Consider the following 17,978-nt stretch of genomic DNA (forward strand, 5'->3'; position numbering starts at 1 on the left):
AACCATGGAACCCGTCATCACCACCGACGCCCTGACGATGCACTTCCGTCGCTGCGACGCCCTGATGGGCGTCAGCTTGGAAATCCAGCCGGGAACGGTGTTTGCACTGTTGGGCGAAAACGGTGCCGGCAAGACGACGATGATTCGCATCCTAACCGGATTCCAAAAACCGACCAGCGGCTCGTGCACGGTTTGTGGCGTCAACCCGCTGCGCGACCCGCAAGGCGTCCGGCGTCAAATCGGTTACGTCTCCGACGCACCGGCGCTCTACGACTGGATGACGGTCGCGCAGATCGGCGGCTTCACGGCGTCGTTTTACGACGACTCGTTCTTGCCGAACTATGAAGCGTCGATCCGCCGCTACGACATCCGCCCCGAACAAAAGATCCGCCATCTTTCCAAGGGCCAACGCGCCAAGGTCGCGCTCTCGCTCGCCCTGGCCCATGATCCGTCATTGTTGATTTTGGACGAACCCACCAGCGGGCTTGATCCGAAAGTACGCCGCAACTTCCTGGAATCGATGATCGACCGCGCCGCGACGGGGCGAACGGTTTTCCTGTCCAGCCATCAGATCAGCGAAGTCGAGCGGGTCGCCGACACGATTGCGATCCTGCACCACGGCCGAATCCGGTTGCACGGCCCGCTTGCGGAGCTTCGCGAATCGATTCACGAGGTGGTCATTGACGTCGACGATCCACTGCGATCGATCGCGCCGCCCCCGGAACCGGCCGAAGTGTTGACCGAAGAGACGTCGGGCCGCTCCCGTCAACTGTTCGTCCGACACTTGTCACCGGAAATGATTCACGCGCTACGCGAAACGCCGGGCGTCACGGAAGTCCGAACCCGAATCGCGACGTTAGAAGAGATTTTTGTCGCCTGCACGTCCCATCGAACCGCACCGGCAATGACCGCGGCGATCTGAAGCCTTCGCTGAAATCCGCCGGAACGCGGACGCGTCCGCGGCGGCCAAACGAGCACCCCTTTGACCAGTCCGTGGGCTCGCGCCCATCGACTGATGCCACCGCCGGCCCAAGGCGGAACACCTCCGACTGATCTGCCCATGAGCACCGAAGCAACACTCACAGCACTGACGACGACGCGGCACGAAGCTTCTTCGACCGCGTGGTTCTGGTGGAAAGAAACTCGACAGCTTGCGCCGTTGGTTGCACTGCTGGCCATCGTTTCGTTGTTAATCGTCGTCATCAACGCAGTCCTCGGCGCTGCGATGGGTTGGCTCCGGCTGCAACTACCCCATGAAGTGACGATGCTGGTGTTCCCGGGGCTGTTCGCGACCGGCGCCGGCCCCTTGTTGGTCGGCCAGGAACGCTCTCAACGCACGATCGACTGGTTGGCCTTGCTGCCAGTTTCATCCAAACGGATCGCCTCGACGAAATTGCTGGTCGGTATGATTGGCCTGGCCGTGATGTGGGTGTTCGCGTTGCTGGTGATCCTGGTCTTTGAACTCGGTCAACGCGACACGTCGCACTGGACGATCGGCGGTCAAACCGGCTATTCGGGAAACCCGTTCAGCTATCCGGTTTGGATCTCGCATTCGTTGTTCGTGTTGTTGGCAGGCTTTTATGTCGCCTGGCGGATCAAGAATCAATTTTATTCCTTGATCGCTTTGATTCCGTTGGCGTTCTCGCCGCTGATCGCGACGTCGCTGGTCTCCGAGTTTGCTAATCGCCCGATGGCGGCCGGGCAGCTGGATTGGATCAACTTGGGATTCACGTTGCTGGGCATCGTGATCGTGACTCCGATCACCTATCGAGCCGCGATCCGAACCCTGGGCGCCGCGGAAGCCCCCTCGGTGAAGCCGCTGTTGGACGTCTCGCCCCATTCTCCGGCACGCGAAACGAACGATGCCATCGCGCCCACGTTCGGAACTCAAACCGCGCCGATCATTTGGCAATCGATTCACTCGGCCAAAGGCATGCTGGCGATTTTGATCGGCATGTTGCTGATCAGCTTCCTGGCCGCCGTTCAACTGGCGGCGGTGGATCGGTATCGCGGGATCATCGGACTGTTGCCTTGGCTGTTATTGCTGGCGCCCTTGGCTGTTTGCTGGCTGGGGATCAGCGTATTCAAACACGACGGGGCATCCGAGCGGGTGCGTTTCCTGGCCGACCTCGGGGTCTCTCCCGGCAAGACGTATTTCGCACTGCATGTGGTACCGATTGCGATCCTGTGTTGCTCGCTGTTGGTGTACGGACTTTGGAATCTGACGGTCATTCACCGGGATAGTGTTTCCAGCTTTGCCGCGGGCTTACCAACGCTGGTGACGATTTCGATGTTCGTCGTTTGGATCTATTCGATCTCCCAGTGGGTCAGCCAGTTTGTCCGCACGCTGATCTTGTCCGTCATTCTTGCCCCAATCCTTGCGTTGATCACGGCTGGCTGGTTGGTGTTCGCGTACGTCTCGCTCGGCTTTCCGATTTACGGATTGATCCTCTGCGGGCTCGCTCCGATGGTGGCAACGTTCGTGATGATGCGGCGTTACATGGACACCGGCGACCGACCGTTGACGTTCGTGGTCGGCGGCGGCGTGGCCGGGTTGATCGTGTTGTTGCCGATCGGCTTTGCCACCGCACACGTGCTCTCTGTCCCCACCATGGATCCAACGCTGCGGGCGGAATTGCTCGGCGAAGCCCAGCGTGACTCCGGGCGCAACGCCCGATATGTCGTCGTGCCGGTCACCGGATTCGCGGACGACTTCGCGTTTCGGCATGATCCGCTGGGCGACAAGATGAAGGACCTGCAGGACCACCTAGGCCAATACAAGCTGGATCCACAGAAGAGCGTTGCGTCGCTGAAGTCTAACGCGGGTGCGGATGTGGTTGCGCACATCGGTCCGTGGGAGTACACACGCTGGCATGGAAACATGATGCGGGCACGAATCCAGTGGCGACAGCAACAGGACGATCCGGCGTGGTCCGAAATGGCCCAATGGCTGGACGCCTCGGCAACGCTGCTGCCGGCGGTCCGTCGCAGTACGTTGCTTTCGGGCCAGGAAATCGCTGATCGCTTGGAAGTGCTGATGATCGACACGCTGCAAACCGACGTGCCCGCAGAACGCGCCGACGAGCCTGCCGTGCAAGCGGCCACGCAAGCCATCGGAACGCCGGCCGGTCGAGCCGCCGCGCGTCGCCGTGCAGTGGTGGTGACCTGGCAACACAATTTCCAAGACGATCGAGGACGCTATCTGAATCACCATCTGACCGTGCTGGAGCATCAGCCGCCGGGACTCGTCGGTTGGATGCAACCCCGTTTCTACGACTCCTTGGTCACCGCCATGCTGGAAGGGATCGACGCCGCGGCCAACCGCAGCGACGACATCGGCTGGCGATGGGAACTTCACCAGCTTCATCAAACCGGGGGCGAGTTCCAGACCAGTCGCTACGGAGACAACCTGCGTTCGCTGCCGGCGATCGAAACGATGACCGTCGATCGCGTCAACGGATACGGCCAGCTCTGGGGCCGAGACTGGGAATACGTCGAATTAAAGATCAGGACCCAACCATGAGTGCTTCCCGAAAAACATTTCGAGACCGAACGATGATCGCAGTGGCGATGACTCCGCCGATCGCGCTGCTGTTGTTCTGCGTCTCCGCAGCCGCAACCTGGAAAGCCGAATCGGCAAAGATCAGACCGATGCTGGAGCAGTCGTTTCCGCCGGAGCTGATCGATTCGCCGGTCGCCCAGGCCGCCGACTATGCGGATCGGACGAGCAGGGAGCACACCCATTCGAGTCGCGAACTGGCCAGTGCAGTCAATGCGATCAACGAACAATATCACCTTTTGTTCGAAGTGCTCGACGAACAGGACGACCTCTTTGAGAATCTCGACGAAGAGCACCCGCTCGACACCTACCTGGACGACTACTTGGCCGAAGCGGCACCGTTGCTGGAAATCATCAAACAGCTCAATCTGAACGAGGCCTCGATTTGGTACGCCAACGAATTCGGCAACCCCAACAGCTATTCCAGCGGACTGATCAACTTCCGCGGATTGCCCGAACTGTTGCGGATGGAATTTCGCGGCGCGGTCCGTGACCAGCAGACCGACCGTGCGATGGAAGCATTCCGACTGTTTCAGGGACTCGGTATTGGACCAACCGACCAAGTCTCGCTCCGTCTCCTTCCTTTGGTCACGCAATCGATCGCCACGGGAATTTGGAGTGAATCCGAACTGGATGAAATCGTCCAACTGGTCAAGGCGTCACCGGATTTGAACCAGGCGTGGCAAAGCAGCATTCGCTCGACCACGCTGGCGCAGGCACCTTGGTTGCTGCGTGGCGAAGTGGTCGAGACGTGGCGTCGTGATCCGACACCGAAAACGTTTGCCCCGAGTCTGCGACTCCAATGGCTCCAGCGCCAACAAGCATTCTCACGTGTCGGCGGGATCGGAACGTTTGACGCGATCAAACGTGTCATGAAATTGCAAGAGACGTTTCGTCGGGAATCTGGCTCTGGGTTGGACCTGGCGCTCCAAATCCCCACCTACAAACAATCCTACAGTCCGGGTCAATCGAAGGACTACTTGGCGACCGTCTACACCCGAGTCGCAAACGAGCGCCGACACGCGCGAACAGCCGCCGCGGTGGCGAAGTACAAGCTGAAGTTCGGCCAATACCCGGTGACGCTCGACGATCTGATCAAGGTGAACTTGCCCGCCAGCGCCGCGCTTGACCCGTTGGGTGTCCCATTTCACTTCGAGTCCGATGGAGAGACGTGCGAATTGGGAAATGCCGCGATCTGGTTCACCGATAGCCGCGGATACAGCGGTTCGTTCGAAACCCGCGAAGGAACACTCTCCGCGATTCTGAAACAGTTTGTGGTGCTTCAGTTTCGGTAGTCACCGTGGCGGGCTGTTGATCTGATCGTCACCGAAACAATCGTGAGCCGATGGCGCTAGCCACGGGCCTCCAAGGGCAACGTCGCCACCACTAGGCCCGCGGCTAGCGCCGACGGCTCACTAAATCAACAGGCCGCGAACCGTCCGGTTTGACATTGAAAGACCGGAGGGCTCGCGCCCTGCCGCTAACAAAAGCCCCTCGTTTATCCCCAAAGTATGTGGCATTGGGCGCTAGCCTGGGCCGAGCTACTTTGGCAGTGCCGATCCATAGCCTGGGGCAAGCAAACCGAGCATTTAGTCCCTGCGAATCTCCAACCCCAACTCAATCGTCGTTTTCTCCGGCTCCAAACACCTCGAGTCATCACACGCTTGCGAATCGACGACCACGGTGAACGTTGCCGCTCCCGCCTTCGCGCCTTCATCGATCGTGACGGGAATTTCGAAGCTGATGTTTCCCGCGTAGGTGTTGAGCTTGGTTTTCAGGATCGGATCGACGCGCGACTCCGGTTTCGGGGCGATGACCTTGCCGATCGTGATCGCGGCATCGCTTTGGACGGAGACCTTTGTCGGAATCAAAAACTCCGCATCGGGATTCACTGCGTAGAGATGCCAACCTTCGTCGATGTCCAGCGTCACCGTTACCATCAGCGCCTCGCCCGGTCGGACCTGAGACTTCGACAATCCGACCGTGAACGTGATCGGATCGACTCGCTTGGTGCGTTCGCCGTTAGCAGCTTCAGCGGTGACCGCTGAGGCGGTGGCCAGATAGCGAGACACTCCGATCAGCAGGTGCTCGGTCGTGTGCGGCTGCTTGGCCATCACACCGGAAAAGGACTGCAGGGTTCTTGCCGCGGATTCACGGTACTTGTCCTGGCCGGTCAACTCGGCCAGATCGATCAGCAACTGCGCCGCGATGCCGTTGGCGTTGGGCATGTTGCCGCCACCGCCAAGGTTTTTGGAACGCACGATCAAGGCTTCGTGCGAGTCTCCGGTGAAGAAGAACCCGCCATCGGCGTCGTCTTCAAATTCACCGAGCATGAAATCAGCCAGCCCAGTCGCTTCGTCGAGCCAGCGCCGTTGATCGGTCGCCGCGTGCAGTTCCAACAGTGCCTTGCAAAAGTAGACGTAGTCGTCCAGATAGCCGGGCAACTTGGCCGTTCCGCTGCGGTACGTGCGGAGCAACTTTCCATCGCGAACCATCGATTCGAGAATGAAGTCGGCTGCCGCGGCGGCGGATTCGATGTATTTTGGTTCGTCCAAAACTCGACCGGCGTGTGCCAATGCATCGATCATCAATCCGTTCCAGCTGGTCAGAATCTTGTCGTCCTTGTGCGGCTGGGGCCAAGTCAGCCGATCGCGCAACAGCATTTCCTCAATCGCTTCCATTCGATCGATCAACCCTTGCTTGCCTAGCGGATGCGATTGGGCGATCGCTTGGAGAGGCTGATTCAGGTGGGGGATATTTTCGCCGGTCTTGTGTCCGGTCGACTCTTCCAAGAAGTTGCCTTCGGGAACGATGTTGTAGACTTGCGAAAACAGTGCCGCGTCTTCTTCGCCGAGCACTTCTTTGATCTTTTCGGCGGTCCAGACATACGCTTCGCCTTCCTTTCCGACTTCACCGGAATCGAGCGCGCTGTAAAACGCTCCTTCGGGCGATGTCATTTCACGCCGCACCCAACGATCAATGTCTTCGACGGCGTCACGGTAGCGCTCGTCGCCGGTGATTTGATAACCGTCGGCATAGAGACGCATCAGTTGTGCGTTGTCGTAGAGCATTTTTTCGAAGTGCGGCAGCAGCCAATCGGAATCGGTCGCGTAACGGTGAAAGCCGCCGCCGAGGTGATCGTGCATGCCGCCGAGCCACATCGCATCGAGTGTTTTGGTGATCGGCTCCAGCAACGACTTGTCACCGCTGCGTCGGTATTGGTCGATCAGCAAGGCCAACGTGCCGTGGGGAGGAAATTTTGGTGCCCCGCCGAATCCGCCGTTTTGAGCATCGAACTGTCCGACCAGTTTCGCGCAGGCCTGGTCCACCAGTTCCAGCGACAGCGGGACCGCTTGGATGGCCGCGGTGGTGCTGGACCGCTTCGCCGCGTCGGCCAGCGCGTCGGCTTGGCGATTGACGTCGTCGCGGCGATTGACCCAAAACTCGTTGATCTGTTTCAGCACCGAGATGAACGTCGGCTTGGGAAAATACGTCCCCGCCATCCAAGGCTTGCCGTCGGGGGTCAGCCAAACGGAATTGGGCCAGCCCCCGCGGCCGGTCATCATCTGTGTAGCCAGCATGTACTGCTCGTCAATATCCGGCCGCTCCTCACGATCGACCTTGATGGCGACGAAGTACTTGTTGATGACCGCCGCGACTTCGGGGTCCTCGAACGATTCGACTTCCATCACGTGGCACCAGTAGCAGGTTGAATAACCGACCGACAGGAAGATCGGTTTGTTTTCCCGCTTGGCTTTGGCGAACGCTTCTTCGCCCCAGGGGTACCAATCGACCGGGTTGTGGGCGTGCTGCAGCAGGTACGGACTGGTTTCGTTGATCAACTGGTTCGTGTGCATGGGCTCGGGCTCCTGCGTGGAAACCGGTCGTCCGAGAGCGAGCAACGCCATCACGGTGGCGAGCAGAGGGATGCGCATGCGTTGACGCCGATCGATCATGACCATCACTTCACAAAGTCGTCCAGAACGGGTGGGGACCACTCATTGTAGCGGCGATCGTCGACCCCATCGCGCCCAGCGGGACGCGTGAGCGACCGGCACCCCAGCGGGACGCGTCAGCGACCGGCATCCCAGCGGGACGCGTCAGCGACCGGCGCGTGGTGAACTCTACACCCACACGCGCCACTGGCTCACGCCACGTCCGGAGACGCGGCATCGGCTTGATCGACTGCTACTGCAGGATCATGTCGTCGACGGTCATGCCGCCGGGGATCATCGGCAAGACGTGCTCTTGGTAGGGCACTTCGACGTCCAGGACGTAGGGGCCGGGATGGGCGATCATTTCACGGATCGCACCTTCCAAATCGGCTTTCTTTCTCACCGTCGCCGCACCGCACCCATACCCTTGCGCAATTTTCACAAAGTCGGGATAACGCTCGGTGGCGTAAGAGAACCGTTCCGCGTCGCTGTTGCCGCTGGCTTCGTTGTGACTGATCGGTCCCAAGTAGGTGTGGGCCCGATTTCGATCCATGAAGCGATCTTCCCACTGAACCACCATTCCCAGGTGCTGGTTGTTGAGCAAGAAGACTTTGACGGGCAATTCTTCGCAGAAACACGTCGCCAGTTCTTGGACGTTCATCTGAAAACTGCCATCGCCGTCGATGTCGATGACCAATGAATTCGGCAGCGCCGCTTGAATCCCCATCGCACACGGCAATCCGAATCCCATCGTGCCCAGTCCGCTGCTGGAGTGCCAGGTGCGGGGGCGTCGGAATCGGTAGAACTGTGCCGCCCACATCTGGTGCTGTCCGACGCCGACGGAGATCTGGGCGTCCATGTCCGCGGTGATGTCACTGAGCGTGCGGATCGCGTGTTGCTGCAAGATCCCGTCGAACTCGGTGTCGTACTTGAAGGGGTACTTCGCCTTGAGTTCTTTGCAATGCTCGCGCCAGGGTTCGATGTCGCACTTGGTGACGGTCTTGTTCAGGGCGTTGAGCACTTGTTTGACGTCGCCGCGAACCGGGATGTGGGCTTCCTTGTTCTTGTTCAGTTCGGAACCGTCGATGTCAACGTGGATGATCTTGGCGTCCTTGGCGAACGCTTCGACTTTCCCGGTCACGCGGTCGTCAAAACGAACGCCCAACGCGATCAACAGGTCGCAATCCCGGACGGCATAATTGGCGTACGCCGCGCCGTGCATCCCCAACCAGTCCAGGGAGTTTTCGTTGTCCGGCGGTACCGCACCAATGCCCATCACGGTGGTCACGGTCGGAATGCCCGTCTTGTTGATGAACTCGTTGAGCTCTTCGCTGGCGTTGCCCAAGATGATTCCGCCGCCGGCGTAGATCATCGGACGACGGGCGAGTCGGATCGCGGCGGTGAGCTGACGAATCGTCTCGCTGGCCACCGGCGGGGGCGCCGCTTCGTAGCCGGGCAGATTCATCGGCGGATCCAAATCCAAGTTGCTCGTCACGTCGGACAATTGGACGTCCTTGGGCAAATCGACCAACACCGGCCCGGGGCGACCGCTACTGGCGATGTGGAACGCCTCCTTCATCACTCGCGGCAATTCGCTGATGTTGGTGACCAGGTAGTGGTGCTTGGTGATTCCGCGGCAAACCTCGACCATCGGTGTTTCTTGGAACGCGTCCGATCCGATCGCTCGGGTGGGAACCTGGGCGGTCAGACAGACCATCGGAATGCTGTCCAGTTTGGCGTCAGCGATGGCGGTGACCAGGTTCGTGGCGCCCGGACCGCTAGTAGCCAGCACCACGCCGACCCGACCGGTCGAACGGGCGTAACCTTGGGCGGCAAACGCCCCCCCCTGTTCGTGACGCGGCAAAATTGTCCGGATCGAATCGCCGTAACGCGTCAGGGCCTGGTGCAACGGCATGCTGCATCCGCCCGGATAGGCGAATAGTACATCGACCCCGTGATCTACCAGTGATTTGACAATGATGTCGGCTCCGGTCATCACGCGGTTTTCAGTGTTGGCAGCTTTTGCGGTGCTCATGAGTGGGAAATTGCTAGGACGAAATGGAAATGGAGACGTCGAAAGTAGAAAAACTGACATTTACGTGGCAGGGAGAACTTCCGAACCTAGCTGCTAACGTAAGTGGGGGCCGAAGCTTAGGCAATGCGAAAAACACCCGGCAAAGATGACTAGTTGGTTCAATTTGGCAGCAATCGCCTTGGGCGGAGCGATCGGATCGCTCTGCCGATACGGCCTGACACTCACCGCGGCGGCGCTGCCGGGCGGGTCGACGATGCTGGGAACCACGATCGCCAATCTCGTCGGATGCGGCCTCTTGGGGGCGTTGTCTTCCCTTGACCCGACGCAATCGGAGTCCATTGAGCGATTAATGCTTGCCCTCCGGGTCGGATTCCTGGGCTCGTTGACCACGTTTTCCACGTTCACGGCCGAGTCGTCGATGCTCGCCGGCGAGGGACGCTGGGGGGCATCGGGCATCTACGTCCTGGCCAACTTGATCCTCGGCTATTTGGCGCTGATTCTCGCGGGCCACCTGGTCAGGTGGTGGATTCAAACATGAACGGCGGAACTTTGATGCACCAGACAGACCACAACCATGGACGCCGCCACCCTCATCCGAGGGCGGAGACACCCACCGCAGCCCCCCTTCCCACCACCGCCGTTGCCGGTCGCCTCGGCATTCCACGGCCTCCCCGCGAGTGGGCCACTTGGATCGCCGCGATCCTGTTGTTCGCGCTCGTCGGCACGCCGTCAGCCCTTGCCCAGCCAGCTCCCAACGGCCCCGACACCCTGCGATCGCTGCCGCCCATTCAAGCCATCCCGATCACGTCAGGCGCCGGCTCCAAAGGCACCGCCCCGACCGCGCTGACGTCTCCGCCCTATTGCGATAGCGACACCCTACGAGCCTCCGCGACGATTCGAGCCTTGCAGTTTTGGGGCCAGGATCGTGGCGTTGCAGTCGGCGACCACGGCAGCATCGTTGTCACTGCCGATGGCGGACGATCATGGAAGGAGGTGGAAAGCGGGGTGCAGTGCCGACTCAATGACGTCCTGTGGGTCGATGACCGTCGAGTCGTCGCCCTCGGCGGCGGCGTGGACGTGGTCACCCGAATCAGCCGCGGCGTCATTTTGGTCAGCCAGGATGCCGGAGCGTCGTGGCGTCGATCGGGCGATTCCGAGCTGCCGTTGCTGCACTCGATCGAACGCACCCGTGGTAACCACTCCGGCGACCGGCGTGCTTCCATCACCGCCGTCGGCGCCCCGGATCCGATCACCGGCGCCACCTCGTTTCAGTCGCGCGACGGCGGACGAAGCTGGCAATCCATGCTCGACCCGCAAGCGACTGCAACGACCGACTCACTGTCACGCAACACACTGCCACGCAACGCACTGTCAGGCTCGTCGATCCGGCCGACCGCGACCGCGGAACAGTCGGCGAGCTTGTCCGACCGAGTCAACACGCGATCGATCATCCGCGCCTCGTGTCGTCTGGACGATCAAACGACCTTGTGTGCCGGCGACCATGGAAACATTTTTCGATCGACCGATGGCGGACGAACCTGGTCGGTCGTGCGGTCGACCGACGCGCCGCAAGGCCCGCCCGGATCCTGCGCGATGTTGGTGATCGCCGCCAACGAAGACCAGATCCCGTGGACGTTGATCGGACGCGAAACATTGGAAAAACGATTGCGTTGCAATCTGATCGTCGGGACGCGCTCCCCACCGACGTCTCATTCATTGGACCAAGCCGCGATGAGACTCGGTGTCGCGGCGGTGGACTCGTTTCCGGCCGCTGACGAAAACGATTCGCTGGTGACACTGCGACGTTGGATCGACGTCCACCAGCCACCGATCCTTGCCCTCAGCGACGCACTGCCTGCGGAAACCAAAACGGCGCTGCTGCAACACGCTGTCGCCGGCGGTACCGAAAAAGTGGTCGAGTTCGCATTGCACGGACGCGGCGAGACGCTTTTGCACGACAGCGCGATGCTTCCCGACAGCGGCGTGCTGGCGGGTGACTTCGCCGCAGACGGCTTGATGTTGGTGTCTGATTTCGAACTCGCCACCGGCGCCGAAGCCGCAGAGAACCCTTGGGTCGCCATCAACACCCGTTACAGCGGAGGTTCCCAACTCGCACGCGGCGACAGTCTAGGTCTGGGCGTTCGCCTGAACCGTGGGCATCGCTTGCCGCCGCGCCAGAGCAAAGCCAGTCGCCGAAGATTGAACATCATCCAAGGGAGACTGAAACAGCAGGCGGCCATCACCGAGTTGCTGATGACGCAAACGGGCGCATCACAACAGGTGACGCCCGATGAGTTCGCCGAAGCGCTGAGCCGACTGCTGGATCAAACCAGCCGCGAAGATCAATTTCGGTCCGCCTGGTCGATCGCGCGACGGTCGATCGGTCAACCGAACCCGATCGCGGTGTGGAATGAGATCGCGCGCCGATTCAGCGATTCCTCCGCCGCCCAGCTTCTGGGACTCCACGCCCGCGCACGCCAACAGAGCCAGGAATGGGACCGGCATCGGGCGCTGATCAACCGCCTGCGTTCGGCGGGCGAACCGACCGCCTCGGGCGAACCTGCCGCAACGCCCTTCAGCAACGTCCAATCGCTGCCCGACGCTGCCCAAGAACTGTTGCCGACCGGCGGCGGTCATGCAGCTATCGTTTCGCCGTTCCAATCCAACCGCAGTGCGACCCCGGATTCGCAACCGGCCGTGATCCAAGCCTCCGCGGCACTGCCCCTCGGCAATCACCGATTCAACGGCCTGCACCGACCCAATAGCCTGCTCACCCCCTTTCGCCAGGCATCCGAACACACGGCGGATCACCAAATCGATCTGGCCTGGCAAATGCACCCGGTTCGCTTGATCGTCGAAGACGCGTTGGCTCGGCACCCGCGAAACGCAACCGAGCAGGCCGCAAGCGAGCAGGCCACAACCGAGCAGACCGATGAAGCCCCCACCGAAGACCCCGTGGCCGAACACGACTTCTCCGCCGACGTGCGTCGTATCGCCGATCACCGGTCGCCCTGGTCCAGTTTGCTTCAGCCGTCTTCACGCCAAACCGCGATCGCCGCAAGAACCGTTGAACCTCCGCGGTTGGACGGCCGGCTCGACGAATTGCTCTGGAACGCCCCAGGGATCCGATCCGCGCAAACACGAGGCCGGAGACCACTGACGCTTCGGTTCGCTTGGGACGAACAGTATCTGTACGTCGCGGTTCAGGGTCCCGCCGAACACTTCGTCTCGACGGATGATTCCCAGCCGGTGGGACGCCGCGATGCGGACCTGACGCAATCGGATCGCGTCACGTTGGGCTTCGACATCGACCGCGATCTGCTGACCGCGATGAACCTCAGCTTCACCCGCCGGGGGCAAACGCACGACGACTTGGACGGCTCGGACCGCTGGAACCCCACGTGGTACGTCGCAACCCATGCGTCCGACGACGGCGTCCTGACCGCCGAAATCGCGATCGAACAACGCAGTCTGGCGGTGTCGCTGCGAGAGGGAGACACCTGGTTCGTCGAAGCCCAGTCGCTCGCCGCCGGCCGACCGAGACGCTACCACCTGATGCCCGATCCGCTAACACGCGTGCGCGTCGATTTTCGCTAAGACGGCTCGCGCCGTTCCGCCATCTTCATCAGTTTTTGTTAGCGGCAGGGCGCAAGCCCTCCGGCAGTTGTTGTTAGCGGCAGGGCGCGAGCCCTCCGGTCCTTCAAGCTGCTTTGCAACTGCCACCGGACGGCTCGCGCCGTTCCGCTAACACTGGTAGTTGTTGTCATCGGCATTGGCTCTACGCCAACTGGCGGATCCCCTACTAACCGCTAACCGCTAATTGCTAATTGCTAATTGCTAATTGCTAACTGCTAATTGCTAATTGCTAATTGCTAACCGCTAACCGCTAACCGCTAATTGCTAACTGCTAACTGCTAACTGCTACCCCCAATAAACCCTGGCGTGGTTGGAATGCAAACCACCGTCCCCCGACTCTGCACGCGAATCCAGAATCAACTCGCCATCGAAATCAACGTCGATCGCATCATCTGGTTCGATCAGCGGTGAAAGCCGAACGGCGACGGTTAGCATCTCGTTGCCGTCGGCATAGCGAAGCAGGTACAGACTCTTTTCCAAGTCGGTTTCGACCGTCAAGTTGGCATCGACCAGCAAACCACTTGCACGACACCGTTTCCGCCATTCGATCAACCGGCGATACCACTGCAACGTCACCGCATCGCCGTCGGCACGGGAACCAATCTTGGCGGCACTGAACGAAGCGGGATCGGTTGGCAGGACGCCAAAATCCCAGTCGTGTTGCGGATACTCACGGCGACGCCCCTTGACGACCGCGTCGCGCAACTCTTGATCGGAAAAATCGACGAAGAACCGAAACGGATGTTCGCATGCGAACTCTTCGCCCATGAACAACATCGGGATCGCCGGCAACAGCATCATCAGCGCCGCGGCTGCTCGCTGGGCGTCGGCGGACGTGAGCTGGTGCAAGCGGACACCGAGGGGATGGTTGCCGATGAAATCGTGGTTCTGAATCGAATACACCAAGGCATGCGTGTCGACACGGCTGGAGGGCGTCGATCGTCGGCGTTCGTTTCGCAGCGTGCCTTCGTAAACGTATCCGTGCCGCAACGTGTGGTCCAAATCGGTTTTGGCGACGTAAGGACGATGGCAAAGCTGTTCGCCGGGGCGGAGAACAGAGAACGTGCTGTGCAAAAAGTCGTCGCACCACATCGCGTCAAAACCGATCCCGCCGCTCTCACGTGGGACCGTCATCTCGGGATCATAGACGTTGGATTCGGCGATCAGCATCACGTCGCGTTGATTTTGCCGCGACCAGAACGCCACTTCGTCACGGATCTCGGCGGCCACATGTGGCTCACGATCATCCGCCATGCAATGAATCGCGTCGACGCGCAACCCATCCAGGTGAAATTCGTCCAACCAGTACACCGCGTTGGCGGCAAAGAAGCGTCGCACCGCGTCACCGTGAACGGGATCATCGAAATTCGGAGCATCGCCCCAAACGGTCCGATGTTTCGACGAAAGGTAAGGACCAAATTCAGACAAATAGTTGCCTTCCGGTCCCAGGTGGTTGTAAACGACATCCAAAAACACGGCCAAGCCCGCCGCGTGTGCGGCGTCGACGAAGCGGCGAAAGTCGTCTGGAGTCCCGAAGGCGTTCATCGGGGCAAACAACGCGACGCCGTCGTAGCCCCAATTCCAGCGGCCGGCTGATGCCGCGACCGGCATCAACTCGATCGCCGTGATCCCTAATTCCACGAGTTCAGCAATTCGATCGATCGCCGCGGCAAACGTTCCTGCGTCGGTAAAGGTCCCGACGTGAAGCTCGTAAATGATCAGCTCGTCGCGCCTCGGGGCGCGATAGTCGTGGTCGGTCCAGTCAAAGCTCGGATCAACGACCTCGCTCGGTCCGTGAACCCCTTGGGGCTGAAATCGTGACGCCGGATCCGGTCGCCGCGGCCCGCCGTCGACGCGATAAAAATAACGCGATCCCGCCGTGACTCCGGCGACCGTGGCGTGATGATAACCGACCGAATCCTTGGTCATTTCGATCGCTTGCGGCCCATCGACCACGTCGATGTTGACGCGATCGGCCAGCGGCGCCCAAACCGAAAAACTCGTTGACCCATCGGCCAACGGTCGAGCCCCCAGGTGTTGGTGCACTTCGATCGCAGGGCAATTATGAATATCAATCATCGGTTCTGATTCAGCGTGATAAAATTGGAACCGCTCTCTTAGCGTCAAGCAGCGTCCGGGGTAGGCTACGGGTAGGTCCACCCGTCTGTATCCATGGCAAACGGCATCGCAAACGTCGTTGACGGTTTCGCGACCCGCACACGATTGAGGTCCAAGCGACAAACAATGTATCGAAAGACCACGTGGATTCGAATGACCCTCGCGCTCTCGATCGCGACCTTCCTGGTGCCCGAGGTGGCGGCCCAAACGTCGTCCACGGAGACTCCGATGACGGAAACGTTACGCATCGCGACCTTCAACGTCTCACTGTATGGAAAACGCCAAGGGGAAATCCGGGAGCGACTTTCCGCTCGCGACGACCGGCAAGCCAAACGGATCGCGAGCATCGTTCAAACCATACGACCGGACGTGCTGCTGATCAATGAACTCGATCACGAACCCGATGCGGCGCCGGCCAGGCTGCTTGCGGAAAACTATTTTGCCGTCGCCCAAAACAATGCCAATGGCGATGGCAAACTGCCCCCCGTTATATTCCCGTACATCTACAGTGCCCCCAGCAACACCGGAATCGATTCGACATTGGATTTGAATAACGATGGACAATTGGGTTCCGGAAACGACGCCTGGGGTTACGGCATTTACCCCGGCCAGTACTCGATGACCGTCTACAGCCGTTTTCCGATCGACACCGCATCGATTCGCTCGTTTCAAACACTGCGTTGGAAAGATCTGCCCGGCGCGATTCGTCCGGTGGATCCCGCCACCGGGCAGCCCTATTACGACGACGCGACGTGGTCCAAGCTGCGGCTGAGCAGCAAGAATCACATTGATGTGCCGATTCAAATCGGTGATCGCGTGCTCCACGTCCTCGCCAGCCACCCGACGCCGCCGGTGTTCGACGGGCCCGAAGACCGAAATGGGGCTCGCAACCATGATGAAATCGAGTTTTGGAATCACTATCTGTCCGACGATGATGCCGCCGACACGTGGCTGATCGACGACGACGGCCGCGCCGGCCCACTCGATGCCGACGCAAGTTTTGTCGTGATGGGCGATCTGAACGCGGACCCGATCGACGGCAGCGGCCGCCGCGAAGCGATCACCCGACTGTTGAATCATTCCCGCACCCGAGACGTCCAGCAGAGCAAGACCGCCGATTTCGGACGCAACGGATTGATGCGAGTCGACTTTGTCCTGCCCAGCAAGGATTTGAATGTCATCGACAGCGGGGTGTTCTGGCCGACCGGCGATGACCCACAGAGCACGTGGATCAAAGCCAGCGATCACCGACTGGTCTGGATCGACGTGAAACGATAAACAGTGGGGTACGCTGCCAGCTTGCCGTCGAGCGTAAATCGCAAGCTGGAAGCGTACGCCACGTTTTCAAACGAGAAATGGAAACCGCATGCCGAATCAGCGCAAACGAGTCTTGTTGATGGTCAGCTCGATGCGCGGCGGCGGCAGCGAACGGCAGGTGTTGCTGCTTTCGCAATCGCTGGATCGATCGCGATTCGAACCGCATCTCTACTTGACCGAAGCGGCGGGTGAATTCCTGGATCAGGTTCCGTCGGATGTCCCGATCCATTCCTTTGACACCTGCCCGGATTCCGGTGGCGTCTATTTCCCCGGCCGACAACTTCGTCGACAGACCGCATTTTTGCGCGGCGTGATTCGCGACCACAAGATCGACGTCGTTTACGATCGGACGTTTCACATGACATTGATCGCCGGCAAAGCGGCAGTTGGCATTCGCAGGGTTTCGACGATTGTCAGTCCGCCGCACCTGGCGCTACCGCTGGTCGAAAAACGCTTCGTCGCACTCAAGCGTCGGCGGCTGGCGGAGGCCTATCGCCGTGCGGACGTGGTCGTCGCCGTCAGCCGACAAGCCGCGCTGTCGGCGGAATCCTACTACGGCCTGACCACCGATAGCGTTGTCGTTGTCAAGAATCCGGTTGATGTAGCAAACCTTCGCAAGTCCGCCGGCACGCCAACACAACCGTCCCATGATCAAACCGTGTTGGTCTGTGTCGGCCGGATGACCGAGGAGAAAGGGCATGCCGATTTGATCGATGCGTTGGCGATCGCGAAATCGCAGTGGCCCGCGACGCGTTCCCCCTGGACCGTGCGGATGATCGGCGACGGCCCGCTGCGTCGTGAATTGGAGGCACGCTCCCGATCACTCGGTTTAGCTGATCAGATTCAATACGTCGGCAGCCTCGCCGGTGCGGCGGCGGAGATCAACGCCGCCGACGCGTTGGTGTTGCCGTCCCGATTCGAAGGCATGCCGAACGTGGTGTTGGAAGCGATGGCGCTCGGCACACCGGTGATCGCGACACGCGCCGGAGGAACCATTGAATTGCAGCACGACTCCCCGACGGCCTTCTGGGCAGAACCCGGCGATCCGCCGTCACTCGCCCAAGCGATCCTGCAATTCACAGCCAACCCCCAGCAAGCCGAACGACAACGACTCGCAGCGCAGCGTCTGGTCGACTCCGACCATCACCCAGACGCAATCACCCAACAGATCGAAATGCTGCTATCCCCAACGCACACTCCGAATCATCCACCAAAGCATAATACGTCAGTGGTGAGTGATGACGGCGAGTAGTCGAACCACGAAATACACCAACAACACGAAAGGCATTTTCAAGCGTCACCTGCTTCCAGGTCTTTGGCTGGATGCCGATGTGCTACACAATGCGGACATGAATAACCCATCGAGACATTGAAACAA

General features: G+C 60.2%; 10 protein-coding genes. 7 read left to right on the plus strand and 3 right to left on the minus strand.

Translation table 11 applies throughout. The features are described 5' to 3' along the window. The first annotated feature begins 4 nt into the window (after nucleotides 1–4). From TBK1r_RS19530 to TBK1r_RS19540, 3 genes are all read left to right on the plus strand, one after another. Entirely contained in the window at nucleotides 5–922 is a 918-nt protein-coding gene (locus TBK1r_RS19530) for an ABC transporter ATP-binding protein (protein WP_145214309.1), read from the plus strand. A gap of 138 nt (nucleotides 923–1,060) precedes the next feature. After that, complete coding sequence (locus TBK1r_RS19535) at nucleotides 1,061–3,523, plus strand: ABC transporter permease (protein ID WP_145214312.1); 2,463 nt, start codon at nucleotides 1,061–1,063, stop codon at nucleotides 3,521–3,523. Continuing rightward, a complete protein-coding gene (locus TBK1r_RS19540; protein WP_145214315.1) occupies nucleotides 3,520–4,854 on the plus strand; it encodes a hypothetical protein in 1,335 nt (444 codons plus the stop codon). Before TBK1r_RS19535 ends, TBK1r_RS19540 begins: the two co-directional genes overlap by 4 nt. Before the next feature lie 294 nt (nucleotides 4,855–5,148). On the opposite strand, the gene TBK1r_RS19545 is transcribed toward TBK1r_RS19540, so the two are convergent. Together TBK1r_RS19545 and ilvB are read right to left on the minus strand one after the other, a co-directional pair. Then, nucleotides 5,149–7,515: a DUF255 domain-containing protein gene (locus tag TBK1r_RS19545; RefSeq protein ID WP_419580167.1), complete on the minus strand. Its 2,367-nt coding sequence runs from the start codon at nucleotides 7,513–7,515 to the stop codon at nucleotides 5,149–5,151. A 232-nt stretch (nucleotides 7,516–7,747) separates the two neighbouring features. Further along, the gene (ilvB, locus tag TBK1r_RS19550; protein WP_372897683.1) at nucleotides 7,748–9,529 is read right to left on the minus strand and encodes a biosynthetic-type acetolactate synthase large subunit; all 1,782 of its coding nucleotides are present in this window, start codon (nucleotides 9,527–9,529) and stop codon (nucleotides 7,748–7,750) included. A gap of 145 nt (nucleotides 9,530–9,674) precedes the next feature. Between ilvB and TBK1r_RS19555 the strand changes: the two genes are divergently transcribed. Both TBK1r_RS19555 and TBK1r_RS19560 read left to right on the plus strand, forming a co-directional pair. Next, a complete protein-coding gene (locus tag TBK1r_RS19555; RefSeq protein WP_145214321.1) occupies nucleotides 9,675–10,067 on the plus strand; it encodes a fluoride efflux transporter FluC in 393 nt (130 codons plus the stop codon). Then, nucleotides 10,064–13,126, plus strand: a complete 3,063-nt coding sequence (locus TBK1r_RS19560; protein WP_145214324.1) for a hypothetical protein — start codon at nucleotides 10,064–10,066, stop codon at nucleotides 13,124–13,126. The genes TBK1r_RS19555 and TBK1r_RS19560 overlap by 4 nt, the downstream gene beginning before the upstream one ends. 324 nt (nucleotides 13,127–13,450) lie before the next feature. Here the strand turns inward: TBK1r_RS19560 and treZ are convergent, their stop codons facing one another. Further along, a complete protein-coding gene (gene treZ / locus TBK1r_RS19565) occupies nucleotides 13,451–15,244 on the minus strand; it encodes a malto-oligosyltrehalose trehalohydrolase (RefSeq protein ID WP_145214327.1) in 1,794 nt (597 codons plus the stop codon). A 165-nt stretch (nucleotides 15,245–15,409) separates the two neighbouring features. On the opposite strand from treZ, the gene TBK1r_RS19570 reads away from it, so the two are divergent. Further along, a complete protein-coding gene (locus tag TBK1r_RS19570) occupies nucleotides 15,410–16,561 on the plus strand; it encodes an endonuclease/exonuclease/phosphatase family protein (protein WP_419580168.1) in 1,152 nt (383 codons plus the stop codon). An 88-nt stretch (nucleotides 16,562–16,649) separates the two neighbouring features. Continuing rightward, a complete protein-coding gene (locus TBK1r_RS19575; RefSeq protein WP_145214330.1) occupies nucleotides 16,650–17,852 on the plus strand; it encodes a glycosyltransferase in 1,203 nt (400 codons plus the stop codon). Nucleotides 17,853–17,978: the final 126 nt, after the last annotated feature.

Origin of the sequence: Stieleria magnilauensis, from assembly GCA_007753675.1 — a bacterium.
Lineage (GTDB): Bacteria > Planctomycetota > Planctomycetia > Pirellulales > Pirellulaceae > Stieleria > Stieleria magnilauensis.

Excerpts from the sequence above, each read along its gene's own strand:
- TBK1r_RS19530 (WP_145214309.1), top strand. The coding sequence starts at position 5 with ATGGAACCCGTCATCACCACCGACGCCCTGACGATGCACTTCCGTCGC.
- TBK1r_RS19535 (WP_145214312.1), top strand. The coding sequence starts at position 1,061 with ATGAGCACCGAAGCAACACTCACAGCACTGACGACGACGCGGCACGAA.
- TBK1r_RS19540 (WP_145214315.1), top strand. The coding sequence starts at position 3,520 with ATGAGTGCTTCCCGAAAAACATTTCGAGACCGAACGATGATCGCAGTG.
- TBK1r_RS19545 (WP_419580167.1), bottom strand. The coding sequence starts at position 7,515 with ATGATCGATCGGCGTCAACGCATGCGCATCCCTCTGCTCGCCACCGTG.
- ilvB (WP_372897683.1), bottom strand. The coding sequence starts at position 9,529 with ATGAGCACCGCAAAAGCTGCCAACACTGAAAACCGCGTGATGACCGGA.
- TBK1r_RS19555 (WP_145214321.1), top strand. The coding sequence starts at position 9,675 with ATGACTAGTTGGTTCAATTTGGCAGCAATCGCCTTGGGCGGAGCGATC.
- TBK1r_RS19560 (WP_145214324.1), top strand. The coding sequence starts at position 10,064 with ATGAACGGCGGAACTTTGATGCACCAGACAGACCACAACCATGGACGC.
- treZ (WP_145214327.1), bottom strand. The coding sequence starts at position 15,244 with ATGATTGATATTCATAATTGCCCTGCGATCGAAGTGCACCAACACCTG.
- TBK1r_RS19570 (WP_419580168.1), top strand. The coding sequence starts at position 15,410 with ATGTATCGAAAGACCACGTGGATTCGAATGACCCTCGCGCTCTCGATC.
- TBK1r_RS19575 (WP_145214330.1), top strand. The coding sequence starts at position 16,650 with ATGCCGAATCAGCGCAAACGAGTCTTGTTGATGGTCAGCTCGATGCGC.